The following is a 25,831-nucleotide window of genomic DNA, read 5'->3' as shown; positions in this document are numbered from 1 at the left end:
GGCGGTACGGTCGCGCGGGGTCGGACCCAAGGGATCCAAGAGAGCCGCATGCGCTAGGAGTTACCGCCTGTGATACCGAGAGCGAGACGGGCCGCGGCCATCACCGCCGCAGCCCTCGCCGCCGCACTGATCCAGCCACTGGCCGCGCAGGCGGCCACCCCGCCCCCGCCGCCTCCTTCGGACGCGAAGCTCGCCGCCCAGCCCGCCCGGCACGACGACACCCGCGAGCAGTTCTACTTCGTCATGCCGGACCGCTTCGCCAACGGGGACAAGTCCAACGACAAGGGCGGCCTGACCGGATCCCGGCTCAGCACCGGCTACGACCCCACCGACAAGGGCTTCTACCAGGGTGGCGACCTCAAGGGCCTGACGAAGAGGCTGGACTACATCAAGGGGCTCGGCACCACCGCCATCTGGATGGCCCCCATCTTCAAGAACCGGCCCGTGCAGGGCACGGGCAGCAACGCCTCCGCCGGCTACCACGGCTACTGGATCACCGACTTCACCCGGGTCGACCCGCACTTCGGCACCAACGCGGACCTCAAGACCCTCATCTCCAAGGCGCACGCCAAGGGCATGAAGGTCTTCTTCGACGTCATCACCAACCACACCGCCGACGTCGTGAACTACGAGGAGAAGTCCTCCGACTACCTCTCCAAGGGCGCCTTCCCCTACCTGACCAAGGACGGCAGGCCCTTCGACGACGCCGACTACGCGGACGGCACCAGGAAGTTCCCGGCCGTCTCCCGCGCCTCCTTCCCCTACACCCCGAAGGTCACGAGCGACAGCAAGGTTCCGGCCTGGCTCAACGACCCGACGATGTACCACAACCGGGGCGACTCGACCTTCGCCGGCGAGTCCGCGACCTACGGCGACTTCTCCGGTCTGGACGACCTGTGGACCGAGCGTCCCGAGGTCGTGCACGGCATGGAGAAGATCTACGAGCGGTGGGTGAAGGACTTCGCCGTCGACGGGTTCCGCATCGACACCGTCAAGAACGTGAACATGGAGTTCTGGACGCAGTGGGCGACCGCGCTCGACCGTTACGCGGCGGCACACGGGCGGAAGAACTTCTTCATGTTCGGCGAGACCTACTCCGCCGACACCTCCGTCACCTCCCCGTACGTCACCCAGGGCCGCCTCGACGCCACCCTCGACTTCCCCTTCCAGGACGCGGCCCGCGCCTACGCCTCCCAGGGCGCGAGCGCCCAGAAGCTGGCGAGCGTCTTCGGTGACGACTACAAGTACACGACCGACAAGGCCAACGCGTACGAGCAGGTCACCTTCCTCGGCAACCACGACATGGGCCGCATCGGGTACTTCCTGAAGCAGGACAACCCGAAGGCGACCGACGCCGAGATCCTGAAGAAGGACGAACTCGCCAACGAGCTGATGTTCCTCAGCCGCGGCAACCCGGTCGTCTACTACGGCGACGAGCAGGGATTCACCGGCTCCGGCGGCGACAAGGACGCCCGCCAGACCATGTTCGCCTCCAAGGTCGCCGACTACCTGGACGACGACGAGATCGGCACCGACCGCACCCACGCCAGCGACGCCTACGACACGAAGGCACCGCTGTACCGGCGGATCGCCGCGCTCTCCGAGCTCCGCAAGGCCAACCCGGCCCTGACCAACGGAGTCCAGACCGAGCGGTACGTGGCCGACGGCGCGGGCGTCTACGCCTTCACCCGCGCGGACGCGAAGACCGGGCAGGAGTACGTCGTCGCCCTGAACAACGCCGACACGGCGAAGACGGCGACCTTCGCGACCGGGTCCGCAGGCATGTCGTACAAGGGCGTCTACGGCACCACCGACACCGTGAAGACCGACGGCGACCGCAAGGTGGGCGTCACCGTCCCGGCGGAGTCCGCCGTCGTCTACAAGGCCACCGGCACCCTCGCCAAGCCCGCCGCCGAGCCGACGATCACCCTGAAGGCCCCGGCCGCCGGAGCCACCGGCACGGTGGACGTCACCGCCGGTGTGGACGGCGGTCAGTCGAACCGGGTCGTCTTCGCCGCCCAGGCCGGCAACGCCAAGTGGCAGGTGCTCGGCTCCGCCGACCACGCCCCCTACAAGGTCACCCAGACCCTCGGCGCGGACGTACCCGCCGGGACCGCGCTGCGCTACAAGGCCGTCGTCGTCGACTCCGCCGGGCACACCGCGAGCGCCACGGCGAGCAGCACCTCCGGCACCCCGCCCGCGCCCGAGGCACCCACGGCCTCCTCGCGCGACTACGTGATCGTCCACTACAAGCGCGCCGACGGCGACTACGGCGACTGGGGCCTGTACGCCTGGGGCGACATCGCCGACGGCGAGGCCACGAACTGGCCGGCCAGCCACCCCTTCACCGGCCGGGACGCCTACGGCGCCTTCGCCTGGGTCAAGCTCAAGCCCGGCGCCTCCGACGTCGGCTTCCTGGTCATCGACAAGGACGGCAACAAGGACGTCTCCGCCGACCGGAGCATCGACGTCACCAGGACGGGTGAGGTCTGGGTCGAGCAGGGCAAGACGGACGTACTGACGCAGAAGCCCGGCTACCCGGCGCAGGACAGGACCAAGGCGGTCATCCACTACCACCGGGCCGACGGGAACTACGACGGCTGGGGCCTGCACGTCTGGACGGGCGCCGCGAACCCCACCGACTGGTCGAACCCGCTGAAGCCGGTGAAGACTGATGCCTATGGCGCGGTCTTCGAGGTGCCGCTCACCGAGGGTGCCACCAGCCTCAGCTACATCATCCACAAGGGCGACGACAAGGACCTGCCCGCCGACCAGTCACTCGACCTCAAGGCGAGCGGCTACGAGGTGTGGCTGTTGAACGGGCAGGAGAAGTACCTGCTGCCGCAGCCGGCGGGCAGTGCGGCCGCCCTGGACCTGAGCACGTCCAAGGCCGTCTGGATCGACCGGGACACCGTCGCCTGGAACGGCGCGGACGGCGCCGCCTCCACCCAGCTGCTGTACTCCGCCCACGGTTCGATCGCCGTCAAGGGCGGGACGCTGACCAGCGACGACGAGCGCTGGATCCGGCTGGAGAAGACCGCACTCACCGACGCCCAGAAGGCGAGGTTCCCGCACCTGAAGGACTACACCGCCTGGTCCGTCGACCCGCGTGACCGGGACCGCGTGCGCGAGGCGCTGAAGGGCCAGCTGGTCGCCTCGCAGCGGGCCGCGAACGGTGCTGTCCTGGCCGCGACCGGCGTGCAGACCGCCGGCGTGCTGGACGACCTCTACCCGGCCGCCACCAAGGCCGCGCTCGGCCCGGTCTTCCACCACGGGAAGCCCACCCTGTCCGTGTGGGCGCCGACCGCGCGCAGCGTCTCACTGGAGCTGGACGGCTCGGTCGAGGCCATGCACCGCGACGACACCACCGGCGTCTGGTCCGTCACCGGCCCGGCGTCCTGGAAGGGCAAGCCCTACCGGTACGTCGTGAAGGTCTGGGCACCCAGCGTCCGCAGGATGGTGACCAACAAGGTGACCGACCCCTACTCGGTCGCCCTCACCGCGGACTCCGGGCGCAGCCTCGTCGTCGACCTGAACGACAAGGGCCTCGCCCCGAGCGGCTGGTCGGTCCTGCACAAGCCCACGGCCGTACCGCTGAAGGACGCGCAGATCCAGGAGCTGCACGTCCGGGACTTCTCGGTCGCCGACAAGACCATACCGGCCAGGGACCAGGGCACCTACCTGGCCTTCACCGACAAGAACAGCGACGGCTCCCGGCACCTGCGGCAGCTGGCGAAGTCCGGCACGTCGTACGTGCACCTGCTGCCCGCGTTCGACTTCGCCACCGTCCCCGAGAAGAAGGCCGACCAGGCGAGCCCCGGCTGCGACCTGGCCTCCTACCCGGCCGACTCCGGCAAGCAGCAGGAGTGCGTGGCGAAGACCGCCGCGAAGGACGCCTTCAACTGGGGCTACGACCCGTACCACTACACGGTCCCCGAGGGCTCGTACGCCACCGACCCGGACGGCACGGCCCGTACGGTCCAGTTCCGCAGGATGGTCCAGGCGCTCAACCAGGACGGCCTCAGGGTCGTCATGGACGTCGTCTACAACCACACCGCGGCCAGCGGCCAGGCCGACACCAGCGTGCTGGACCGGATCGTGCCCGGCTACTACCAGCGGCTGCTCGCCGACGGCTCGGTGGCCGACAGCACCTGCTGCTCCAACACCGCGCCGGAGAACGCGATGATGGGCAAGCTGGTCGTGGACTCGATCGTCACCTGGGCCAAGGAGTACAAGGTCGACGGGTTCCGCTTCGACCTGATGGGCCACCACCCGAAGGCCAACATCCTCGCGGTCCGCAAGGCCCTCGACGCGCTGACACTGAAGAAGGACGGCGTCGACGGCAAGAAGATCATCCTGTACGGGGAGGGCTGGAACTTCGGCGAGGTCGCGAACGACGCCCGGTTCGTGCAGGCCACGCAGGCGAACATGGCCGGCACCGGCATCGCCACCTTCTCCGACCGCGCCCGTGACGCGGTGCGCGGCGGCAGCCCCTTCGACTCCGACCCCGGCGTCCAGGGCTTCGCGTCCGGGCTGTACACCGACCCCAACGGCTCGGCGGCGAACGGCACTTCGGCCGAGCAGAAGGCCCGTCTGCTGCACTACCAGGACCTGATCAAGATCGGTCTGACCGGGAACCTCGCGAAGTACCGCTTCACGGACACCGACGGCAAGGACGTCACGGGAGCGGAGGTCGACTACAACGGCTCGCCCGCCGGCTACGCGGCCGCGCCCGGCGACGCCCTCGCCTATGTGGACGCGCACGACAACGAGTCGCTGTTCGACGCGCTGACCTACAAGCTCCCGAAGGACACCTCCGCGTCCGACCGGGCCCGCATGCAGGTCCTGGCGATGGCCACGGCCGCCCTCTCGCAGGGGCCCGCCCTGTCCCAGGCGGGCACCGACCTGCTCCGCTCCAAGTCCCTGGACCGCAACTCCTTCGACAGCGGGGACTGGTTCAACGCCATCCACTGGAACTGCGCCGACGGCAACGGCTTCGGGCGCGGGCTGCCCATGGCGGCCGACAACCAGTCCAAGTGGGACTACGCCCGGCCGCTGCTGACGAGCGTGAAGGTCGGCTGCCCGCAGATCACCGGCACGTCCGCCGCCTACCAGGACCTGCTGCGGATCCGCACCACCGAGAAGGCGTTCTCGCTGGGCACGGCCGCGCAGGTGCAGGACGAGCTGTCCTTCCCGCTGTCCGGCAAGGACGAGACTCCGGGTGTCATCACCATGCGTCTCGGTGACCTGGTCGTCGTCTTCAACGCGACCCCGCAACGACAGGAGCAGAAGATCGACGCCCTGGCCGGGACGTCCTACCGGCTGCACCCGGTGCAGGCCTCCGGCACCGATCCGGTGGTGAAGACCTCCTCCTATGCGGCCGATTCGGGCACGTTCAGCGTCCCGGCGCGGACGGTGGCGGTGTTCAGCCGGGTGGCGAAGTAGGGTCGGGGCCGTTGCCGTAGAACAGGAGTGCGCAATGCCGCAGATCACCGTCGACTACTCCGACACCATGGAGAACGCCTTCGACCGCGTGGGCTTCGCGCGGGCACTGCACGAGGCGACCGTGGAGATCGCGGCGGCCAAGCCGGAGGCCTGCAAGACGCAGTTCCGGCCGAGCACGCAGACGGCGTACGGGTACGAGGACCCGGGGGTGCGCGGGCACGCCATCGTGCACGTGACCATCGGGCTCCTCGCCGGCCGCAGCGACGAGACCAAGGCGAGGCTGACGGAGGCGGCGCTGGAACTGCTGCGCAGGCACGTGGCGGACGTGGCGTTCCCGCTGCTGCACGCCTCCGCCGAGGTCCGCGACCTCGACCCGTCCTACCGGAAGTTCGACCGGTGACGGTCTAGGAACCGAGGGTGATCAGCCGGCCGACGAGCTCCGCGAAGGGGCCGTCGGCCGGTTCGTCCTTGACCATGCCCTTCAGCAGGGTCGCCATGTCCTCGTCGTGGGCCGCGCTGACCGCGGTCAGGGCGGCGAAGTCGTGCACCAGCTGGATCTCCAGCTCGGCGCGCGGGATGCGCCGGCCGTCCAGCCAGATCAGGGCCGTGGACTCGGCGAGCGAGATCCAGGAGCGGACGACCAGTTCCAGGCGCGGAGGCGCGTCCGTGATGCCGAGGTGCGACAGCATCTGCTCGTACGCGGCCTGGCGCACGGAGTCGATGAGCGCGTGGGTGGCCGAGACGTGGTCCTTCGAGTGGGCCCCGTCCGCGGAGACCGCCGGGCCGCCGCGCATCAGCGCCGAGAAGCCCGGCCCGTGTTCGTCCACGAAGTCGAAGTAGCGGCGCATCACGCGCAGCAGCCGCGCGCCGAGCGGGCCCTCGTGCGGCTCGGCGAAGCGGCTCGCGAGATCCTCCGAGGCACGCTTCAACGCGGCCTCGTACAGGCTGAGTTTGCCGGGGAAGTAGTGGTACACGAGCGGGCGCGAGATACCCGCCGCCGAGGCTATCTCGTCGATGGAGACCTCGTCCGGCGAGCGTCGGCTGAACAGATCGAGGGCGACGCCGATCAGCTGCTGCCGCCGCTCCTCGACGCCCATCCTGCGGCGAACCCCGGTACTCATGCGAACACCTTACCGATCGGATCCGGCCGCAGGCGTTCACATGTCGAGCACCAAACGATCGCTCCGGGCCCGGGACACGCAGATCAGCATCGAGTCGGCACGCTCCTCGTCCGTCAGCAGCTCGTCCCGGTGGTCGATCTCCCCTTCCAGCACCCGCTGTTGACAGGTCCCGCAGAACCCCTGCTCGCAGGAGTAGGCGGTGCCCGGCAGTTCCCGGCGCACGGCGGCCAGCACGGTGGAGTCCGCGGGTACGGTCAGCGTCCGTCCACTGCGGCGGAGTTCGACCTCGAACCCGGTGTCGACGCCGGAGGCCGTACACGGTGTGAACCGTTCGAGGCGGACGTCCGGGAAGCGTGCCGCGACGGCCGTCATGAGTCCCTCGGGACCGCAGCAGTAGACGGCGGCCCCCTCGCTCACCTGGAGGGCGTCGAGGTCCGGCCTTCCCTCCACGACGGCCACGCGGTCGCCCCCGAGCTTCTCGACCTCCTCCAGGAACGGCATCGAGGCCCGGTCCCGCCCCGCGTACAGCAACCGCCACTCGGCGTTCTCGGGAAGTGCCCGCAGCATCGCCAGCAACGGGGTGATCCCGATCCCACCGGCCACGAAGACGTACGACGGAGCCTCGACCAGCGGAAAGCGGTTCCGAGGCCCCCGCACCTGGAGTTCCATGCCCTCCGTCACCTGCTCGTGCACCTCGCGCGAGCCACCCCGCCCGCCCTCGACCAGCCGGGTCGCGACGGTGTACGCGGAGGTGTCCTCGGGATCGCCGCACAACGAGTACTGCCGCACGAGTCCCGACGGCAGGACAAGGTCGAGATGGGCTCCGGGCTCCCAGCGCGGCAGGTCCACGCCCTCCAGGCGGAGTTGGACGACCCCCTCGGCGATCGTCTCGTGCGAGGTCACCAGCAGCCGAAGCGCCCGTGAGCGCGGCCGTCCGGAGAGCGGCGGGTCGAGGGCGGGCATCGGCCACAGCGGCGAGACCCGGACACGGCGGCGCAGGGCCTGCCGGGCCAGCAGGGCGGCGCCCGCCAGGAGCACGAGGTTGCGCGGCTTCGGCATCAGGCGGCCCTCTTCTCCGCCGCCGTGGCCGCGGGGGAGGCGGCCAGATAGGCGACGGCCTGCTCGGTGTCACCCTCCTGCGAGGGGTGGTAGTCACGGCTCAGATAGCGGGGGATGGACCTGATCATGTCTCCGGTCCCGGGGAGCAGACCCCGCCTGCCGCGGGCGTGGAAGTCCTTGAAGGAGGCCTTGCCGTCGATGAGGGTCGGGTCGTTCTCCATGAAGAAGCGCGCTCCGCGCTGCCACAGGAACACCAGCGCCGAGAAGGCCGTGGCCCAGGTCCGTACGCGCCGGCGGTAGCTGCCGTCGACGTGCATGAACAGCTCGAAGGCGACGGAACGGTGCTCGACCTCCTCGGCGCCGTGCCAGCGCAGCAGGTCCAGCATGGTCGGGTCGGCGCCGCGCCGGTCCAGCTCCTCGGCGTTGAGCACCCAGTTGCCGAGGAAGGCGGTGTAGTGCTCGATGGCCGCGATGAGCGCGACCCGCTCCATCAGCCACCACCGGCGTGGCCTGCCCGGCGGCAGCGTGCGGTCGCCGAGGAGCTTCTCGAAGAACCAGTCGACCTGCGCGGTGTACGGCGTCGGGTCGAGCCCCTGCTCGCGCAGGTGCGGCAGCACCTCGTCATGGGCCTGGGAGTGCATCGCCTCCTGGCCGATGAACCCGATGACGTCCTCGCGGAGCCGCTCGTCGCGGATGTACGGCAGCACCTGCTTGTAGACGTGCACGAACCACCGCTCGCCGGCGGGCAGCAGCAGGTGCAGCACGTTGATGGTGTGCGTGGTGAACGGATCCCCCGGCACCCAGTGCAACGGCGTGCCGTCCCAGGAGAAGGACACCTTGCGTGCCTTGAGCGGCACCCGGTCCTGCGTATTGGACATGGCGTCAATGTACTGACGGGTAGGCGGGCTGGGAACCCCTGTGACCCACCTTGTTTACGCCGGTGTCAACAACGCTCGGGATCCGGTGCCGACGCCTCCTATCGCAGCCCGCTGATCGTCCGCCCGTCCACCAGCGTGCCCTTCAGGGAGGCCCGGGCCCCCTGCTTGGCCCGGGCCACCAGGAACTGCCCCTGTCCGGCGGCGGTGACCCCGCCCCCGGCCTGGATCGACGCCGTGTCCTTGCTCCCGGCCGCCAGCAGGTACCAGTGCCCGGCCGCGGACTTCCAGAGCACTCCGGCGAGCACATGGGGAGCACGCGGTCCACAGGCCCGCGGGTCCGTGCCCTTGGCGACCACCGCCCCCACCGGCCCGCCCGGCGTCCGGAACTGGGCCAGCGCGCCCGAGCCGTCCCCGCGCCAGGTCTCGGCCCTGGTGCACACCCACTCGGCCGCCCCGGTGCCGTCGGGCAGCGGCTGGTCGGCGAAGGTCCAGGCGTTGACGCTGCGCACCCCGGCGGAGCGCTCCGCCTGAAGCGAGCAGGCGAACGGCGCCCAGGCCCTGCGCCCGTCCGCGCCGGACGCCCCGCCGCGCGAGCCGGGCCGGCCGGCGGTGAGGTGTGCCGGGATCAACTCGCCGAGGTCGGTGCTGACTTCGGTGCCGGAGGCGTCGGTCAGCTGGAGCACGGTCCAGGAGGTGCAGCCGCCGGGCTGCAGCGCGGGGCTTGCCAGCGGGGCGGTGATGCCGTCGGTGACGGTCAGCGCGGTCGCGGCCGAGTCCGGCTTCATGAGGTCCCGCGAGGCCGCCTTCCGCACCCAGGGGGCCGTCAGATAACGGACGTTGCCGTCGGTGCGGCCCAGTACCAGTGCGCTGGCCTCGGCCCCGGACGCGCCGTCGGCCCGGGCGAGGTCCAGGGCCGCGCCCTCGGTGCCGTCGACCGGCTCGGCGTAACGGGCGATGCGCAGGCCGTCGTAGAGCATCACCACGCGGGCGTTGTCGACCCGGCCCGCGTAGAGCAGCTGGGGCGGGCCGGCGGGGCCGCCGGTCTGGGTGCCGGGCGTCGCCGAGACCCGGACCGTCGCCCCGGGCCGGGCCCACACGGCGAGGGCGCGGCGCAGCAGGGCCGTGTCCCCGGTGAGCGGGCCGCGGGCGGGCCACACCGAGAAGTCGGTGCGCGCGGCGGACTCCCAGTCGGCGGGGGAGACCCGGATCAGCCGGGCGGGGTCGAGGGCGGCCTCGGCGGCGGGGTTCCCGGCGTAGGCGGGCGCGGCGGCGCCGTCCGGGCCCCAGCCGTCCGAGGGCAGGGCGACCAGCGCACCGCACACCGCGAGCGCGGCCGCGGCGGCGAGGGCGGCCTTGGTGTGCTGGCGGCGGCGCATCAGGTCGGTGGGCCGGGCCTGGAGCAGACAGGGGTCGAACTCGGGGGAGGAGAGCAGCGCGGGCTGGGTGGGCACGCCGTTCGCCGCGGCCAGCGCGCCGCCCGGGTCGTCGACGCCGACGGCCGTGAGGAGCTCCCGGATCTCGGCGTCGGACAGCTGCTCCAGACCGCGCAGCACATAGGCGGCGCGGGCCGGGCCGGGCAGGGCCGACAGCCGCTGGTCCAGGGCGAGTTCGTCGGCACCGCCCGAGCGCGGGAAGAGCCTGAGGCCCCACACCTGGGGCAGCAGCGGCGGCAGCTGGGACAGGCGGGGCAGGCCCTTGCGGGGCCGGGCCGCCTCCAGGGCCGTACGCAGGACGCGCTCGCGCAGGAAGGCGTACCCGGGGTCGCCCTCCCGGGCGGACGCCTGGGCCGGGATCACCGGCTGCTGCCCCCGGCCCCGGGGGAGGGCGCGCTGGGCGAGGGCGTGCGCGGTCAGCACCCGGCGGCCGCGGCCGAGCCCCGGTGGCAGCACCAGGTAGGCGATCCGGACCAGCCGTGGGTAGTGCTCGACGAGCGCGGCCTCGGCCTGCTCGACGTCGACCGGTCCCGGAGTGCCGGCGGAGGCGGGCGCGTGACGCTGGGCTACATCCTGTGACTGCACGTCTTGCAGAACGAGCGAGCCGGGGCTTGGTCACCACCGGACGGGTGATCCGGCGCGGCCTTCGGTCCTCCCACCGGAATTGAGCAGACGGGGGCCGGGGGCCGTATCCGAAGGAGCTGAGGCATGCTCGGCCCACAGGACCGGAGGAACAGATGAGGGTGACACGACTGCTGCCGGCCGCCGCGGCCGTACTGGCGCTGGCGGGCTGCGGTTCGGGCGGGGACACCAAGGCGGTCCCGCCCACCGCGACCGGCAGCCTGGAGAGCCTGGCCGCCGAGGTGAAGTGCACGCCGAACGTGCAGACCGACGCCGACGAGATCCGCCAGGCCATCTGCAAGAACGGCGACGGCAGGTTCGTCCTCGCCACCTTCGCCACCGACCGCGGTCAGCGCGAGTGGATCAACGACGCGAAGGACTACGGCGGTTACTACCTCGTCGGCCGCAAGTGGGTCGCCGTCGGCGACGACGGGGTCGTCGAGGCGCTGCGCGGCAAGCTCGGCGGGGACGTGGAGATCGGTACGAACCATGCCGGCCACTCCGGGCACAGCGGCTGAGAGCACGGGAAGGCCGGTGACGGGAGGGGGGTCCGTCACCGGCCTCGTCCTTGGCCCGGGTCAGAGGGTCATGCGCAGTTCTGACCCTGGTTGATGCAGTTGGCGATCTTGTTGGCCAGACCGCCGGTCGTGACGCTGATGAAGTCGTCGTGGTCGGTGATGGGTTTGTGCAGCTCCTCCGGGAAGCCGTCCACCGCGTAGGCGTTCTTCACCGTGCCGTCCGCCTGGACGACGGGCTGCGGCACGTTGTAGACCAGGCGCATCGTCAGCTGCGGGATCGCCTTGAAGCCGTTCGGGCAGACACCGCTCCCGGGATCGGCGAAGGCCACGTGCGTACGGTGGTTGGCGCTGTCGATGTTCTGTCCGTCCCAGCAGCTCTGGAAGGCGAACGAGCGCACCACGTTGCTGCCCTGCGGACAGATCGGGTACTTGTCCGTCAGCTGCACCCGGTTCTCGAAGCCGGTGCAGCTCCAGTGCGCATTGGCGTTGGCCGGGCCGTTGACGAAGGCCTTGGCGTCACCGGTGATGATCCGCAGGAACTGCGGCATCGCGACGACCTTGCTGGCCGGGCTGCCGACGTACTTGATCTGCGCCTGCTGGGCGACCAGGACCTTGCCGACGTTGAGGTCCTTGCCACCGCCGTCGGCGTTCGCGTCCTTCTCCTGCGTGCCGTCCTGCTCGCGGATGACCGGCCAGTAGTACGCCGACAGGTCGTTCCGGTTCTGGCAGCTGGTGCCGCCCTGCAGGAACGTCTGGTTGCTGGAGAACGCGTTGACCTTCTGGTTGCCGACGTAGTCGTGCACGTGGTGGGCGCCGTTGGTCACGCCGGGCGCGACGATCACGTTGTCGCTGTTGTGGTTCTGGTTGGCGTTCACCCCGCAGCGCGTGGTGAAGGTGCCCGTCGAGGCGTTGGGCGTCTTGTTCGGCTTGGACTGGACGTTCGGCGCGACCTTCGTGATGTCCACGAAGTCCGCCGCGGCCGGGCCGTCACCGGCTTGGCCGCCGTTGTTGGCCTGCTGGCCGTTGTTGCCCTGCTGCTGTCCGCCGTTGTTCTGCTGCTGGCCACCGTTCTGTTGCTGTCCGCCGTTCTGCTGCTGGCCACCGCTGTTCCCCCCAGCGGTGGTCTGGTTGGCGTTCTGCGTCGTGCAGGCGGCGAGCTGCGACAGCGCGCTGTTGAACCTGCCACCGACGCGCTGGATGTCGATCCGGATCCGGTCGATCGTCGCCGCCCGCTTCTGCTTCAGCGGCCCGACGATCGCGTTCTGCACGAAGCTGGGATCCTTGGCCTGCGCGTCCCGGGTGGAGGCGAGCCGGGTGTAGGCCTCGGTGACCTGCTTGTCGAGGTTCGCCAGCTCGGTCGCCACGCCCTGACGGGCCCGCCAGGGCACGTTGGTCAGCTTCTGCTGCACGTCCGGACAGGAGATGGTCGCGACCTGCGCCGTCGCGGCCTTCGTCTGGTTGCCTCCCCACGTCTGGTTGTTCGACTCGTGCGCAGAGGCGTAGAAGTTCGCCCAGATCAGCCCGCCCCCACCGAGCGCTAGGGCCGCCGATGCGGCTATGGCCTTGGTGGCCAGCGGCGTACGGCGTTTTCGTGTGTTGCGTCCCATGGAACTCCTCTGACTTCCTTGCGGGGCAGCATCGGGGCGCCCGACAGGAGTGAAGCGGCGCCCTTCCATACGGATGCCGCCCCAGAGGTGTTCACCGGTCTCACAAATTCCTCGCAGGGACAGCCGAGTTGGCAGGTCAGCGGTCCCGGTCCAGATGGGCGAGAACCGCCAGCACCCGGCGGTTGTCGTCGTCCGAGACCTCCAGGCCCAGCTTGGTGAAGATGTTGGAGGTGTGCTTGGCGACGGCCCGTTCCGTCACCACGAGCTGGGCCGCGATGCCCGCGTTCGACCGGCCCTGCGCCATCAGCTCCAGCACCTCCAGCTCGCGCGGGGTGAGGCCGGCCAGCGGCCGGTCGTCGACGGCCCGCCGGGACAGCAGCTGCTGGATCACCTGCGGATCCATCGCCGTACCGCCGGCCGCCACCCGTCGTACGGCGTCGACGAACTGCTCGGCGTCGAACACCCGGTCCTTCAGCAGATAGCCGACCCCGCCGCTTCCGTCGGCGAGCAGCTCGCGCGCGTACAGCTGCTCCACGTGCTGGGAGAGCACCAGCACCGGCAGCCCCGGCCGCGCCCTGCGGGCCGCGAGGGCGCACTGCAGGCCCTCGTCGGTGTGCGTGGGCGGCAGCCGCACGTCGACCACGGCCACGTCCGGTTCCGACTCGGCCAGGGCGCGGGTCAGTTCGGGGCCGGACTCGACGGCGGCGGCGATCTCGAAGCCGAAGGCCTCCAGCATCCGGACCAGCCCGTCCCGCAGCAGGAAGAGGTCTTCGGCTAGGACAACGCGCACGGGATCTCCATCGTCACCAGGGTGGGGCCGCCCACGGGGCTGCTGACGGCCAGGACACCGTCGAATGTAGCGAGTCGGCGCTCGACCCCGGCCAGCCCCGACCCGGCGCCGATCACCGCGCCACCCCTGCCGTTGTCGGTGACCGTGATCCGCAGCCGGCCGTCGGCGTGGTGCACGTCGGCCCACACCCGGTCGGCGCCGGCGTGCTTGACGGCGTTGGTGAGCACCTCGCTGACCGCGAAGTAGGCCGCCGACTCGACCGGCGCGTCCGCCCGGCCCGGCAGCTCCACGGTCACCTCCGCGGGCAGCGGCAGCCGCAGCGCCAGCGCCCGCACGGCGTCGCCGAGCCCGCGTTCGGCGAGCACCGGGGGGTGGATGCCGCGCACCAGGTCGCGCAGCTCCTCCAGGGCCTCGGCGGAGTTCCGGCGGGCCCGGGCGAGCAGCAGCTTCGCCTGCGCCGGGTCCTGTTCCACCAGCATCTCGATGGTGCCGAGGTCCATGCCCATGGCGACCAGCCGGGCCTGTGCCCCGTCGTGCAGGTCCCGCTCGATGCGGCGCAGCTCGGCGGCCGAGGTGTCCACGGCGTCCCGCCGGGTCTCGGTCAACACCCGTACGCGCTCGGCGAGTTCCGCGTCCGCGCCGAGCACGGCCCGGGTGAGCCGGAAGTGCGCGGTCAGCAGGCGCGGGGTGAGTCGCCAGGGGACGGCGAGGAGCGCGGCGCCGAGCAGGGTGGCGAGCAGGGCGGTGCCCTCACCGGAGACCGGCACGAAGAGGTACCAGTAGGCGTCGCCCGTGGCCGGCACGTACGACCGCCACAGTCCGGCCCCCAGCAGGATCCCCTCGACGGGGTAGAACAGCAGTACCGCCGGCAGCAGCGCGGTGACGAATCCCGCGGTGACGTCCACCGGCAGCCAGAGCACGTCCCGCCGCACCTGCGGGTCCCGGAGTAGGGCGAAGGTCCGCCGCCAGGGGTTGGCGGTCCTCGGGTGCGGCTGGTAGACCGCCGGGATCCGTATCCCGCACCACTGCGCCGCGAGCCTCCTGCGGGCGTCCGCGAGCGCCCGTACGCCGGCCAGGACCGCCGGAGTGGTGACGAGCCCGACGCCGAGCGGGACGAGCGCGACGGACAGGAGGGTCAGGACGAGGAACGCCACACCGCAGGGCAGCACCACCAGGGCCAGCACCAGCCCCTGGACGGCGGCGAGCAGCACCTCCCGGGCCCGTGCGCGGACGCCATGGCTCTTCGTGTCGGTGTTCATGCCGCCAGTCTCGCCGGACGGCCCCGGGCGCGTCAGTCGTCCGAGGCCCCCTCCCTGACGGTGGTGCCAGGTACACCTGCCGCCGCGGCCAGCACCCTCGCCTCCACCTCCGGATCGACGCCCTTGGCCGTGCGGTCCGGCCGCAGCGGCGCCTCGCCGCCGATCTCCGTCAGCCAGCGCCAGGTGTCCGCGACGGTCTCCGCGGCCGGCCGGCACACCAGCCCGGTGGCCAGCGCCCGTGACACGTCGGTGCGGTGGACGCAGGCGTACAGCTCGCTGCCCGGCGGCACCCACACCGGCAGCTCGGTCCACGGCTCGATCCCGGCGGCCAGGATCGCCTCGGGCCCGGTCCAGCGCAGCTCGGCGTCCGCACCGGTGACCCGGACGCACAGGTCGAGCACCTCGCCCATGGTGCTGTGGCCCGGCGGACCGATCAGGTCGTACGGCCCGCTCAGCGCCTGCTCGACGGCTCCGAGCAGCCAGCCGGCCAGGTCGCGGGCGTCGATGAACTGCACCGGCAGCTCCCGCGGCCCGGGGGCGAGCACCGGGCCGCCGCGGGCGATCCGGGCCAGCCACCAGGGAAGCCGGCCCACGTTCTCGTGCGGGCCGAGGATCAGCCCGGCCCGCACCAGCAGCGAGTCCGGTGCGCCGAAGGCTTCGACGGCGGCGAGCTCGCCGCCCCGCTTGTCACGGGCGTAGTCGGTCGGCCCGGCATCGGCGGCGGCACCCTCGACCGGCGCCCCGGCCTCGGCCGGCCCGTCCAGCGAGGGCCAGGGCCAGGCGTACACCGACCGGCTGGAGACGTACACGTACCGCGCGGCACGGCCCCGCAGCAGCCGTGCCGCATCGAGCACCGCCCGGGGCCCGGCCGACCAGGTGTCGATCACGGCGTCCCAGGTGCCGGTGTCGGCCGCGAGCGCGGCGAGGCCGTCCGGGGCGGTACGGTCCCCGTGCAACGACCGTACGCCGGGCGGGGGTTGGTGCCGGCCCCGATGGAAGACGGCCACCTCCCAGCCCCGCCCCAGCGCGGCCTCGACGACGGCCCGCCCCACGAACTCCGTACCGCCCAGCACCAGAAGTCTCATACCGGTCAGCGTGCCCGCTCGGGCCCGGCACCGGTACGGGACTCTGCCGAGGGCAGAGCCGGGGACGGTCAGCGGCCGGTCGGCGGGGTGTACTTGTAGCCGACCCGGCGCACCGTCTGGATCGACTGGCGGTGCTCGGCGCCCAGCTTGCGGCGCAGCCGGGCGACGTGCACGTCGACGGTGCGGCCGTCGCCGACGTGGCCGTACCCCCACACCGTGGTGACCAGCTGGTCGCGGGTGTGCACCCGGTGCGGGTGCGCCACGAGGTGGGCGAGCAGCTCGAACTCGAGGTACGTCAGGTCGAGTTCACGGCCGTCGACGCTCGCGGTGCGCTGCACGGGGTCGATGCGGACGAGGGCGTCGCCGCGCGACTCGGCGGTGGCCTCGACCTGGTCCGGCACCGCGACCGGCAGGAACGGGGGCCGCTGGTCGGCGGGGACCAGCACCAGGTAGCCGACCATCGGCGGCTGGCCGGGGAGGGTGGGCAGGCTGTGCTGCGGTGCGGGGAGCCAGGTGGCGCCCGGCGGCAGGAAGTCCGCGACGTCGACCACCTCGTCCCGGTCCACGGCGCGCAGCCGGTGCCGGGCGGGGGCGGTCAGGGTGGAGGGGGAGAGAGAACGAGTGGTCGCCATGAGGGGTCAGCTCTTTCGCGCGAGAGGTTCGTCGGTGGGAGCGACGGCCGCGATTCGTGGTCGGGCGCGCCGGGACGTACGGCGTTTCGCGCTGGCCGAAGGCCGGGGGTTACGGCTTTAGAGGGCCCGCGCGTTCGTCGCGCGGCAACACACCCGGTCGAAGTCGTGGTGCTGACGGGAAGGCCAGAAGGGCTCGAGGTCATGGCGACCCGTCGCGGTGCACTTCTGGAAGCTGGCCATGGGCCCATTGAAGCAGATGTGGGTGCCGGACAGGACCCTCGTGCGAGATGATGTCTCGGTATCCGGACACGAATCTCAGTCGAGCACGGTCGCCGGGGCCGGCAGCCGCCGTACGCGGACCGCAGGACGTGGTCCGGATGGGGGCCGCCCTCGACGAACGGGTCGGAGCGCACGCGCCGGTCCGACTCGGCGACCTCGCGCAGCGGGGCCACGGCGAACCGGGGGAGCAGGCCGACCGCGGTGACCGCACGGACGGTGCCGTCCAGGCCCGGTGCCTCCTCGATCAGCCGAACGACGGCCGGCACCGCCTGCACCCCGCTGCTCGCGTACGTCCGCGTCCTCGGACTCCAACGCCCGCAGCAGCCCCGGGATGTCGTCCGCGGGCCCGTACGCGTGCGAGCGCTTCCCCCAGTCGGTCTCCCCGTCGGTCTCCACGGGCCGCGCGATATACGGAAGGGGGCGCCCGCCGTCACGGCGGGCGCCCCCTTCGGAGACCGGGCGGATCAGACCTGGCCGGCCTTCTCCAGCGCGGAGCAGCAGGTGTCCACCAGCAGGCGGGTCACGACGTACGGGTCGACGTTGGCGTTCGGACGGCGGTCCTCGATGTAGCCCTTGCCGTCCTTCTCGACCTGCCACGGGATACGGACCGAGGCGCCGCGGTCGGAGACGCCGTAGGAGAACTTGTCCCACGGGGCGGTCTCGTGCAGACCCGTCAGGCGCTCGTCGATGCCGGCGCCGTAGTTCTTGACGTGGTCCAGCGGCTTGGAACCCTCGCCGAGCGACTCGCACGCGGTGATGATGGCGTCGTAGCCCTCGCGCATGGCCTTGGTGGAGAAGTTGGTGTGCGCGCCCGCGCCGTTCCAGTCGCCCTTGACCGGCTTCGGGTCCAGGGTCGCGGAGACGCCGAAGTCCTCGGCGGTGCGGTAGAGCAGCCAGCGGGCCACCCACAGGTGGTCGGAGACCTCCAGCGGGGAGACCGGGCCGACCTGGAACTCCCACTGGCCGGGCATGACCTCGGCGTTGATGCCGGAGATCGCGAGACCCGCCTTCAGACAGTTCTCCAGGTGGGCCTCGACGATGTCACGGCCGAAGATCTCGTCGGCGCCGACACCGCAGTAGTAGCCGCCCTGCGGGGCCGGGAAGCCGTTCTCGGGGAAGCCGAGCGGGCGGGCGCCGTCGAAGAAGGTGTACTCCTGCTCGATGCCGAAGATCGGCTCCTGGGCGGCGAACCGCTCGGCGACCTCGGCCAGCGCGGCCCGCGTGTTGGACCGGTGCGGGGTCATGTCGATGTCGAGGACCTCGCACAGCACGAGGATGTCCTCGCCGCCGCGGATCGGGTCGGGGCAGGTGAAGACCGGCTTGAGCACACGGTCCGAGGAGTGGCCCTCGGCCTGGTTGGTGGAGGAGCCATCGAAGCCCCAGATCGGCAGCGCGTCGAGGCCGGCCGGGGAACCCGTGATGATCTTCGTCTTGGAACGGAGCTTGGCCGTCGGCTCGGTGCCGTCGATCCAGATGTACTCGGCCTTGAAGGTCACGGGGGCCACATCCTTCGGGGTGGTCGGGCGCACTCGGTGCGGGTGCTGCGGCGCTGCGGCACTGGGGCGCCGCTCGATCTGCCGGGCAGCCTGTCAACAGGCGGTTTCCCGTCCATTGCTCTTGTGTGAACCCCGTGTTACCTGGTGTTTCTGTGTCACGGCACACGTTGTGAGGTGTCGTAGGGCGGGGTATGGGCGGGTTCCGCCGCGGCCTGCCGGACCCCCTCGAGGAAGTCCCGTACGGCGGCCCGCTGGTGGGCGTCGTAGCCGCGCAGCAGCTCGGCCGACCGCTCGATCAGTGGCCCGAAGAAGGCCTGGCCGAGCTCCACGGCCTCGTCGGTCACCTCCACGACGACCTTCCGCCGGTCGGTCCTCCCGCGCACCCGCCGCACCTGCCCGGCCCGCTCCAGCCGGTCGAGCAGCGCGGTCGTCCCCGCCGAGTTGAGGCCGAGGGCCGCCCCGAGCCGACCGGCCGTCAGCTCCTCGCCCGCCCGCCGCGCGTCCATCAGCGCGATCAGCGCACGCACGTCCGTCGGGTGCATGCCGTTGCGCTGCGCGAACCGGGCGCTGTGCAGGCCGAGTTCGACGGCGACGGCACGCAGCAGGTGGACGGTCTCCATCTCGGGCTGCACCCGGGGCCTCCGAAGCTATTATCTCGCTCAGCGAACATCTCGCTCAACGAGATGATAGGGGGCGGTTCCGTGGCCGAGTACACCGGATACGACAGCGAGGCCTTCCAGGTTGCGTACGACAGGGTCCTGGCCAAGTGGCCCGCCGACCGGGAGGCGCTCACCATCGCCACGCCCTTCGGCGAGACCCGCGTCAACACCTGCGGTCCCCGTGACGCGCCCCCGCTGCTCCTGCTGCCGGGCGGCGGCGGGGCCACCTCCGTCTCCTGGTACGCCCAGGCCGCGGAACTGGCCCGGATCCGCCGGGTCCACGCGGTCGACGTGCCCGGCGCCCCGGGCCTGAGCGTCCCGGCCGGCGACCGTCACCCCCGTACGGTCGCCGACCTGACACTCTGGCTGGACGCGGTGCTGGACGGCCTGGGCGCCGCCACGGCCGACCTGGGCGGCCATTCCTACGGCGGCTGGACCGCCCTGCACTACGCCCTGGGCGCCCCCGCCCGGATCCGCCGTCTGTTCCTCCTCGACCCGACCCAGTGCTTCGCCGGGTTCAAGACGGCGTATCTGCTGCGCGCCCTGCCGATGCTGCTGCGGCCCACGCCCCGCCGGGTCCGCACCTTCCTGGAGTGGGAGACCGGGACGGGGGCACCTCCCGCTCGAGCGAAGCCGAGAGCGGGGGAGTCCCTGGACCCGGACTGGCTCGCCCTCCAGGAGGCGGCCGCGGGTTTCCCGGCCGCGAGGCCGGTGACCGGTGCGCGTCCGGCACCGGACGCGCTGCGGGGGGTGCGGGCACGGGTCCTGCTGCTCGTGGCCGCGAACAGCAGGACCCACGACCCCCGCGAGGTGGCGGCCCGGGCGCGGGCACTGCTGCCGCGCGTGGAGGCCGCCGTACTGCCGGACGTCTCGCACCACGCGCTGCCGCAGGCGGCACCCGCGGACCTGGCCCGCCACCTCACCGCTTTCCTTGCCGGGCCCTGAGCCTCACCCCACCTTCTCGATCCGGGCGTGGCGGATGAGGAACTTGCCGGGTTCCCTGACCTGTTCGAACGCCGCGTTGTTGAGCAGCACACAGCTGCCGGAGACCGAGGTGACCTTCACCGTCGTGGACTTGTTGTTGTCCAGGTTGGTGACCTTGAGGGTCGTACCGGCCGGGAACTGGTTGCTGGACGCGGCCGGGGCGCCGCCCTCGCCGGAGAGCGTGACCGTGGAGCCGTTGCAGACCTGCTGTCCGGAGCCCGCCGCGGCGCCTCCGGCGTTGCTGTCACCGGCGGCGGACTGCGAGGGCTGTGCCGACTGCTGACCGCTCCCGGCCTGCTGCTGGCCGCCACCGGCCTGCTGCTGGGCACCACCGGCCTGCTGGCCGCCCTGCGCCGCCTGGGAGCCCTGAGCCGACTCCCCAACGGTGCAACCGGCGGCCTTCTGCTGGACCTCGATCTGCTTGATGACCGCCTCGCGGTTGGCGATCCGGGCCGCCGACTGCGCGTCCGGGTTCGCCTTCTGGTCCGCGATGAACTTGTCGTTGTTGCCGTGGGCCGTGGCCAGCCCCTGGCAGACGGTCGAGTCCCCGGCGGACAGCGTTTTCGCGTTGTGCGCGGGCTGGGCGGCGTTGGAGGTGGTCGCCAGGGCGAAGGCCCCGCCGCCCGCCACCGCCGCGGCACTGACGAGCAGCGCGATCTTCTTCTTCGTGCCGAGAGTTCTCCTGCGCGACATGCGCGCCTCCTGAAGAGGTAGGGGAGCGTACGCCGCTATGTACGAGATACCGAACGAGGTTACTCAGCGGTTGCAGGAGTAAGTGAAGTGGCCTGTGTCACAGCCGAGTTGAGCGCCGCTCACCTCTTGTTGTGCGACAGGGCCTCGCGTACCGCCTCCTCGGAGCGTGCCACCAGGGCCGTACCGTCGTCGGCGGTGATGATCGGCCGCTGGATGAGCTTGGGGTGCTCGGCCAGGGCCGTGATCCACCGCTCCCGTGACTCCTCGTCCCGCGCCCAGTCCTTGAGCCCCAGCTCCTTGGCGTCCGCCTCCTGGGTGCGGGTGATGTCCCACGGCTCCAGGCCCAGCCGCTCCAGTACGGCCCTGATCTCGTCCGCGCTCGGCACGTCGTCCAGATAGCGGCGGACGGTGTAGTCGGCCCCTTCGGTGTCGAGCAGGCTGATCGCACTGCGGCACTTGGAGCAGGCCGGATTGATCCAGATTTCCATGCGGCACACGGTACTCGGCCTCGACCGGAACCGGTCGCGGCGCGTACGGCGCCGGTGGGCGGCCGGGCAGGGGCCGGGCGGGGGCAGTGCAGGGAGCGGCCCGGGAAGGTGTCCGCCCGCCGCCATGACGACGAACCCTTCGGCGGACAAGCGCTGTTCGAATTTCTGCCGTCTCACGCGTATCGTCAGAAGCATGTGTGACGCAGTGACAATTACCCATCCCACCTGGTGATTTGCACGCTCCGGCGGGCCGCCGGTTGTCAGTGCCCGGCAGTAGACTGGAAGCAGTGTTCGAGGGCATCGCCGGACTGTCCGGCCGGTGCCCTGACCGCGACAGGAGGATGCCCGTGCCCGCTGCCGCCCTGAAGCCGAAGCCGTCGCCCACCCAGTCCACCGCCAAGCACCCGGTGCTGTTCGACTCGCCCTACGAGCCCGTGGTGAAGCGGCCCCTGCCCGCCGGACGGCCGCGCGAGTGGTACGTCACGCACAACCGCCGTCTGAAGGCCATGCGCCTCGCCATAGCCCTGCTCGACTCGGGCGTCTACCAGCCGGCCCAGGCCCACAACGAGAAGATCCGCAGCGCGGCGGACGAGATCGGCATGCGCCCGCCGTCCGACACCACGTGCCACATGGTCCGGGCGTTCATGCGCTACAGCCGCTGGCCGCTGACCGCTGGCCGCTGACCCCGACGCCGGGTGCCCCGCGTTCTCCGGAGCACCCGGCGCGGGTTCGACTCCGCGAGGTGTGTGCCGGGCGGAAAACGGGATGCGGGTGTGGGGGCGCCGTCCCTACTCTGAACAAACGGCGCGAAGCCGACACACCCCACCCCCGCCACACTCACCCCACGGAGGTCCGTCATGCGTGGCATCGTCGCGTCCGTGACCGTCGTCCTGGTGATCCTCGGAACCGGAAACCATCTGTGGTGGCTCGCCGCCGTCGCGCTGCTGTACCTGTACACGACGCACGGACGTGGTTCGCCCGGCACGCCACCGGCCGCCGGCGCGGGCACCCCGCCCGCACCGGAGAACTACCGCGCCTACCGCGAACGCCGGGACCGGCAGGCCCGGTGGGAGCGCCGCTACCGCCGTGAGCGGCCCTTCGAGGCCCGCCGGCAGGAGCGGGAGAAGAGCGGGTGAGCGACGGCGTCCCCGGTCACAGGCCGGGGGCGCCCCACACCGGGAACCAGCGGCCGAGGTCCTGCTCGATCCGCAGGTCGTTCGCGAGCGTCGCCTTCACCTGGAGCTCCAGTGAGTTGTCCCGCCGCTCGGCGACGCCGGGCAGCGGGGCGAACGGGTAGAAGGTGCCCCGTTTGTAGAGGTAGACCAGCGCCAGCCTGCGGCCGCCCTCGTCCGTGAAGGCGGCCAGCGAGCACAGCAGTTGCGGGCCGAAGCCGTTGATCTCCATCGCGCTGTTGACCGCGTGCAGATCGTTGACCAGCTCCGGCAGCTGCTCGGGGCTGCGCGTGGAGACCAGCCACGAGTAGCCGTAGTCGTCCCGGCGCAGTTCCACCGGCGGGCCTCCTCCGCTCTCGGCGTCGCCCGAGGGGGACCCCCACCGGTCGGCGTCCGCCTCCAGCAGGGCCTGCACCTCCCGGTGGGTCTGCTCGAAGGCGGCGCCCTCCACCGTGGCGAAGCAGACCGCGCCGGTCCCGGTCGGGACGAAACCGGCCGCGGCCTGGAGGGTCACGGCCGCCGAGGGCAGCGCGAAGAGCTGGTCGAGATCGGGCGCGACCGGTTTCGTACGGCCCAGCAGGATGTCCAGCAGCCCCAATGCTCAGCCCGCCTTCCCGGGGGCGGCGGCCTCGCCCAGCTCAGCCGAGATCCGGCCCAGCTGTTCCAGCCGCTGCTCCAGGGTGGGGTGCGTGGAGAAGAACCGCTCGATGCCGGGCTCCTTGCCGGTCGCCGGCGTGAAGTAGAAGGCGTTGAAGGCCTGGGCCGTGCGCAGGTCCTTGGTCGGGATCCGGGCGATGTCCCCGGTGACCTTGGTGAGCGCCGCGGCGAGGGCCGACGGGCGGCCGGTGAGATGCGCGGCCGCGCGGTCCGCCGCCAGCTCCCGGTACCGGGACAGCGCCCGGATCAGCAGGAAGCTGATCGCGTACACCGCCGCGGAGACGCCCATGATCGCGGCGAACACGGCGGCGGTGTTCTGGTCCCTGCGGCCTCCGCCGAAGAGCTGCGAGTAGAAGGCGAACCGCACGATCAGGCCCGCCAGCACGCCGAGGAAGGACGCGATCGTGATCACGGCGACGTCCTTGTGCGCGACGTGCGACAGCTCGTGCGCCAGCACGCCCTCCAGCTCGGCCGGCTCCAGCCGCCGTAGCAGCCCCGTGGTCACACAGACCACGGCGTGGTCGGGATTACGGCCGGTCGCGAACGCGTTCGGCATGTCCATGTCGGACACCGCGACCACCGGTTTGGGCATGTCGGCGAGTCCGCACAGCCGGTCGACCACCGCGTGCAGTTCGGGATACTCCTCCCGCTCCACGACCCGGCCGTGCATCGCGAACATGGCGATCCGGTCGGAGAACCAGAACTGCGCCACGAACATCGCACCGATCACCACGACGACCAGCACCCAGGACCTCAGCAGCGCGATCAGCGCGGCGATGAAGCCCACGTACAGCAGACCGAGCAGGAACATCGTCAGACCCATGCGCACGGTCAGCCGTCGGTCGCTCCGGAAGCGGCTCTGCATCTTGCATCACCCCGCAGTCAGGCACTCGTCCCGAAGTCCAGTGTGCACCTGCCGACTCCCATGGAGTGGTTCCGAACGACCCTAGGGGCAGCAAAACGTACCTGTGGGTCGGCCGGCTGTCGCTGAGCGTTCCCCGTGCGGGTACGGTCCGCCCTAGGACGACGAGCCGAACTGCAGCAGCCCGATCAGCACCATGACGGCGATCACGCAGCCGAGGACCACGGCCGTCGACGCCCACGACGCCCGGCGTGGCACCGGGTCGGGGTCCGCGCGGAACGGCGCCGGGTCCGGCGGGTTCTCCCGCCAGCGCGCGGCCAGCATCCGGGCCCGGGCCGAGGGCTCCTTGTGCTCGGCGGAACTCGCCCAGCGATGATCGAACTCCCGCTCCCACTCGTCCTGTTCCGACATCCCCGTTCAACCTCTCTCGTCCGGCAGGGTCAGGAGGGATGATCCCCCGGAAGTAGGAAGTCCCGGAAGCGGGAAAAAGTTCCCCGCCCGGTGACCGGGCGGGGACGGCTTCGACGCGCGTGGACCCGATGTACGACGCCGGGGTGTGGCCTACGTCGTCCAGACGCCTGGTGGCGGCCGGCCCGCCCCGAGGACGCACGCCGCCGTCTACGCGGCCGGGGTGAGTTCGGCGCGGCCGAACAGCAGGGCGTAGCCGGCAGGGAGCTGGTGGAGGATGCGGGTGATCAGGTCGGGGCCGGCGTAGGCGGCGATGGCGGAGAAGACGGAGCCGGTGTCCCAGCGGGTGGTGGCAAGGGAGGCGCCGGAGCGGGCGGCGAGGTCCTTGACGAAGGCCCAGCCGGTCAGCGGCCGGGTGTCGGGGATCTGTTCGGTCAGCACGCGTGCGGCTTCCAGGGGCAGGCAGGCGGCGAGGTCGACGCGTTCGTCGCCGGTCACCTGCCGCCCCAGGCCGGCAAGAACCAGGCGGAGGGCTTTGTCGGCTTTCTCGCGGGTGGGGTAGGCGCCCTCGTAGCGGACCTTCTCCAGCATCTGCTCGTACGCCGTCCCGTTTGGCTGCCGGGGCGGTGCTTGCCGGTCGGAGATCACTGGGCTGGTTGCCTTTCTCGCTGTGGCCGGTGTTCGGGCACCGGTGTCCGGGATGGTCAGGTGGGCTGGGGGCGACCGAAGAGCAGGTCGTAGCCGGCGGGGAGCTGGAGCAGGATCTGGCCCATCAGGTCCTCGCCGGCGGCGTCGGCGACGGTGGACAGCACGGCGCTGACGTCCCAGGCCGCGGTCTGCTCGGTGGCGCCCTCGATCCACGCGGCGGTTGCGCGGACGAACCGCTCCGGGGACAGCGGCTCGGCGCTCTGCAGCGGGTTGAGCAGGATCAAGGCGAACGCCTCAGGCAGGCACGCCGCCAGCCGGGCGCGGACGTCGCCGACCAGATGCGCGCCGAGCAGGGCGAGTACCACACGGGCCGCGCGCTCGGCTTCCTCCGGAGTGTCGTACTCGCCGCGTTCGGTCACGTGGCCGAGGAACGCTTCGCGTCGCAGAGTCATCTCAGCCGTCACCCCTCTTCTTCGGCTTGCCCGAGAGGGGCGCGGAGGGCGGGGTGAGGGGGAGATCAGGTGCCCGTCCTCCGCACCCGTCCGGCCGGTGTCAGCCGGAGATCTCCTTGCGACCGGAGCCGACGCCGATGGAGATCTTGCGGGGCTTGGCGCGCTCGGCGATCGGGATGCGCAGGGTGAGCACGCCCGCGTCGTAGTCGGCCTTGATGTGCTCGGTGTCGAGGGTGTCGGCGAGCACGATCTGACGGGAGAAGACGCCCAGCGGCCGCTCGGACAGCTCCATCTGCACGTCGTCGGCCTTCGCCACCGGCCGCCGCTCGGCCTTGACGGTGAGCATGTTCCGCTCGACGTCGATGTCGATCGCGTCCGTGGGGACGCCCGGAAGGTCGAAGGCCACCACGTACTCGTCGCCCTCGCGGTAGGCGTCCATCGGCATCGCCGACGGGCGGGACCAGGTGCCCGGGCCCATCAGCTGCTGCGCCAGCCGGTCCAGCTCACGGAAGGGGTCAGTGCGCATCAACATCGTGAAAACACCTCCAGCGGTTCAGGCAGTTGCTGCCAATGCGCCTCACTGAC

25 protein-coding genes are annotated in these 25,831 nt (G+C 71.5%); 6 read left to right on the top strand and 19 right to left on the bottom strand.

The genetic code is table 11. The annotated features are described in order from the left end of the window. Window positions 1-69 precede the first annotated feature (69 nt). A complete protein-coding gene (gene pulA / locus AB0D93_RS05410) occupies window positions 70-5,445 on the top strand; it encodes a pullulanase-type alpha-1,6-glucosidase (protein WP_362113286.1) in 5,376 nt (1,791 codons plus the stop codon). Between the two features lie 34 nt (window positions 5,446-5,479). Continuing rightward, window positions 5,480-5,845, top strand: a complete 366-nt coding sequence (locus AB0D93_RS05405) for an isomerase (protein WP_362113283.1) — start codon at window positions 5,480-5,482, stop codon at window positions 5,843-5,845. Between the two features lie 4 nt (window positions 5,846-5,849). Here AB0D93_RS05405 and AB0D93_RS05400 read toward each other — a convergent pair whose 3' ends face one another. The 4 genes from AB0D93_RS05400 to AB0D93_RS05385 form a co-directional block, all read right to left on the bottom strand. Next, entirely contained in the window at window positions 5,850-6,566 is a 717-nt protein-coding gene (locus AB0D93_RS05400) for a TetR/AcrR family transcriptional regulator (RefSeq protein ID WP_362113280.1), read from the bottom strand. A 36-nt stretch (window positions 6,567-6,602) separates the two neighbouring features. Then, complete coding sequence (locus AB0D93_RS05395) at window positions 6,603-7,625, bottom strand: PDR/VanB family oxidoreductase (RefSeq protein ID WP_362113277.1); 1,023 nt, start codon at window positions 7,623-7,625, stop codon at window positions 6,603-6,605. Further along, window positions 7,625-8,503, bottom strand: a complete 879-nt coding sequence (locus AB0D93_RS05390) for a metal-dependent hydrolase (protein ID WP_362113274.1) — start codon at window positions 8,501-8,503, stop codon at window positions 7,625-7,627. Before AB0D93_RS05390 ends, AB0D93_RS05395 begins: the two co-directional genes overlap by 1 nt. A 98-nt stretch (window positions 8,504-8,601) precedes the next feature. Continuing rightward, complete coding sequence (locus AB0D93_RS05385) at window positions 8,602-10,521, bottom strand: hypothetical protein (RefSeq protein ID WP_362113271.1); 1,920 nt, start codon at window positions 10,519-10,521, stop codon at window positions 8,602-8,604. 152 nt (window positions 10,522-10,673) lie between these two features. On the opposite strand from AB0D93_RS05385, the gene AB0D93_RS05380 reads away from it, so the two are divergent. Then, on the top strand, window positions 10,674-11,075 hold the full coding sequence (locus AB0D93_RS05380; protein WP_362113268.1) for a hypothetical protein: 402 nt from the start codon (window positions 10,674-10,676) through the stop codon (window positions 11,073-11,075). A gap of 68 nt (window positions 11,076-11,143) precedes the next feature. On the opposite strand, the gene AB0D93_RS05375 is transcribed toward AB0D93_RS05380, so the two are convergent. The 7 genes from AB0D93_RS05375 to AB0D93_RS05345 all read right to left on the bottom strand — a co-directional run bounded on the left by AB0D93_RS05375 (window position 11,144) and on the right by AB0D93_RS05345 (window position 18,843). Next, window positions 11,144-12,682 carry a DUF1996 domain-containing protein gene (locus tag AB0D93_RS05375; RefSeq protein ID WP_362113265.1) on the bottom strand — a complete coding sequence of 513 codons (1,539 nt, stop codon included), beginning with the start codon at window positions 12,680-12,682 and terminating at the stop codon, window positions 11,144-11,146. Window positions 12,683-12,818: 136 nt separating this feature from the next. Then, entirely contained in the window at window positions 12,819-13,472 is a 654-nt protein-coding gene (locus AB0D93_RS05370; protein WP_362113262.1) for a response regulator transcription factor, read from the bottom strand. Then, entirely contained in the window at window positions 13,457-14,731 is a 1,275-nt protein-coding gene (locus AB0D93_RS05365) for a sensor domain-containing protein (RefSeq protein WP_362113259.1), read from the bottom strand. Before AB0D93_RS05365 ends, AB0D93_RS05370 begins: the two co-directional genes overlap by 16 nt. Before the next feature lie 32 nt (window positions 14,732-14,763). Continuing rightward, window positions 14,764-15,816: an NAD-dependent epimerase/dehydratase family protein gene (locus AB0D93_RS05360; protein ID WP_362113256.1), complete on the bottom strand. Its 1,053-nt coding sequence runs from the start codon at window positions 15,814-15,816 to the stop codon at window positions 14,764-14,766. A gap of 68 nt (window positions 15,817-15,884) precedes the next feature. Next, entirely contained in the window at window positions 15,885-16,448 is a 564-nt protein-coding gene (locus tag AB0D93_RS05355; protein ID WP_362113253.1) for a winged helix-turn-helix domain-containing protein, read from the bottom strand. A gap of 743 nt (window positions 16,449-17,191) precedes the next feature. Next, on the bottom strand, window positions 17,192-18,223 hold the full coding sequence (glnII, locus tag AB0D93_RS05350) for a glutamine synthetase (RefSeq protein WP_362113250.1): 1,032 nt from the start codon (window positions 18,221-18,223) through the stop codon (window positions 17,192-17,194). Between the two features lie 155 nt (window positions 18,224-18,378). Further along, complete coding sequence (locus AB0D93_RS05345; RefSeq protein ID WP_362113529.1) at window positions 18,379-18,843, bottom strand: MarR family transcriptional regulator; 465 nt, start codon at window positions 18,841-18,843, stop codon at window positions 18,379-18,381. A gap of 81 nt (window positions 18,844-18,924) precedes the next feature. On the opposite strand from AB0D93_RS05345, the gene AB0D93_RS05340 reads away from it, so the two are divergent. Next, a complete protein-coding gene (locus tag AB0D93_RS05340; protein ID WP_362113247.1) occupies window positions 18,925-19,827 on the top strand; it encodes an alpha/beta fold hydrolase in 903 nt (300 codons plus the stop codon). Window positions 19,828-19,830: 3 nt separating this feature from the next. On the opposite strand, the gene AB0D93_RS05335 is transcribed toward AB0D93_RS05340, so the two are convergent. Both AB0D93_RS05335 and AB0D93_RS05330 read right to left on the bottom strand, forming a co-directional pair. Continuing rightward, a complete protein-coding gene (locus tag AB0D93_RS05335) occupies window positions 19,831-20,559 on the bottom strand; it encodes a hypothetical protein (protein ID WP_362113244.1) in 729 nt (242 codons plus the stop codon). 119 nt (window positions 20,560-20,678) lie between these two features. Beyond that, window positions 20,679-21,047 carry an arsenate reductase family protein gene (locus tag AB0D93_RS05330; protein ID WP_362113241.1) on the bottom strand — a complete coding sequence of 123 codons (369 nt, stop codon included), beginning with the start codon at window positions 21,045-21,047 and terminating at the stop codon, window positions 20,679-20,681. A gap of 347 nt (window positions 21,048-21,394) precedes the next feature. On the opposite strand from AB0D93_RS05330, the gene AB0D93_RS05325 reads away from it, so the two are divergent. Together AB0D93_RS05325 and AB0D93_RS05320 are read left to right on the top strand one after the other, a co-directional pair. Beyond that, entirely contained in the window at window positions 21,395-21,730 is a 336-nt protein-coding gene (locus AB0D93_RS05325) for a hypothetical protein (RefSeq protein WP_362113238.1), read from the top strand. Window positions 21,731-21,904: 174 nt separating this feature from the next. Then, window positions 21,905-22,183 (top strand): hypothetical protein, encoded by a 279-nt coding sequence (locus AB0D93_RS05320; protein WP_362113235.1) that lies wholly within the window; start codon window positions 21,905-21,907, stop codon window positions 22,181-22,183. A gap of 16 nt (window positions 22,184-22,199) precedes the next feature. Here the strand turns inward: AB0D93_RS05320 and AB0D93_RS05315 are convergent, their stop codons facing one another. From AB0D93_RS05315 to AB0D93_RS05290, 6 genes are all read right to left on the bottom strand, one after another. After that, window positions 22,200-22,817: a hypothetical protein gene (locus tag AB0D93_RS05315; protein ID WP_362113232.1), complete on the bottom strand. Its 618-nt coding sequence runs from the start codon at window positions 22,815-22,817 to the stop codon at window positions 22,200-22,202. A gap of 3 nt (window positions 22,818-22,820) precedes the next feature. Further along, on the bottom strand, window positions 22,821-23,741 hold the full coding sequence (gene htpX / locus AB0D93_RS05310) for a zinc metalloprotease HtpX (protein WP_362113229.1): 921 nt from the start codon (window positions 23,739-23,741) through the stop codon (window positions 22,821-22,823). Between the two features lie 153 nt (window positions 23,742-23,894). Continuing rightward, on the bottom strand, window positions 23,895-24,149 hold the full coding sequence (locus AB0D93_RS05305) for a hypothetical protein (RefSeq protein WP_362113226.1): 255 nt from the start codon (window positions 24,147-24,149) through the stop codon (window positions 23,895-23,897). Between the two features lie 207 nt (window positions 24,150-24,356). Beyond that, on the bottom strand, window positions 24,357-24,794 hold the full coding sequence (locus AB0D93_RS05300) for a DUF2267 domain-containing protein (RefSeq protein WP_362113223.1): 438 nt from the start codon (window positions 24,792-24,794) through the stop codon (window positions 24,357-24,359). Between the two features lie 56 nt (window positions 24,795-24,850). Further along, window positions 24,851-25,246, bottom strand: coding sequence for a DUF2267 domain-containing protein (locus tag AB0D93_RS05295; RefSeq protein WP_362113220.1), 396 nt, complete (start codon window positions 25,244-25,246; stop codon window positions 24,851-24,853). Between the two features lie 100 nt (window positions 25,247-25,346). Then, window positions 25,347-25,778 carry an Hsp20/alpha crystallin family protein gene (locus tag AB0D93_RS05290; RefSeq protein WP_362113217.1) on the bottom strand — a complete coding sequence of 144 codons (432 nt, stop codon included), beginning with the start codon at window positions 25,776-25,778 and terminating at the stop codon, window positions 25,347-25,349. Between the last annotated feature and the right edge of the window lie 53 nt (window positions 25,779-25,831).

The sequence above is a fragment of the Streptomyces sp. NPDC048191 genome (genome assembly GCF_040652655.1).
In the GTDB taxonomy this organism is placed as follows: Bacteria; Actinomycetota; Actinomycetes; order Streptomycetales; family Streptomycetaceae; genus Streptomyces.
The sequence above is the reverse complement of the archived record's forward strand: the minus strand, read 5'-3'. Positions and strand labels throughout refer to the sequence as shown.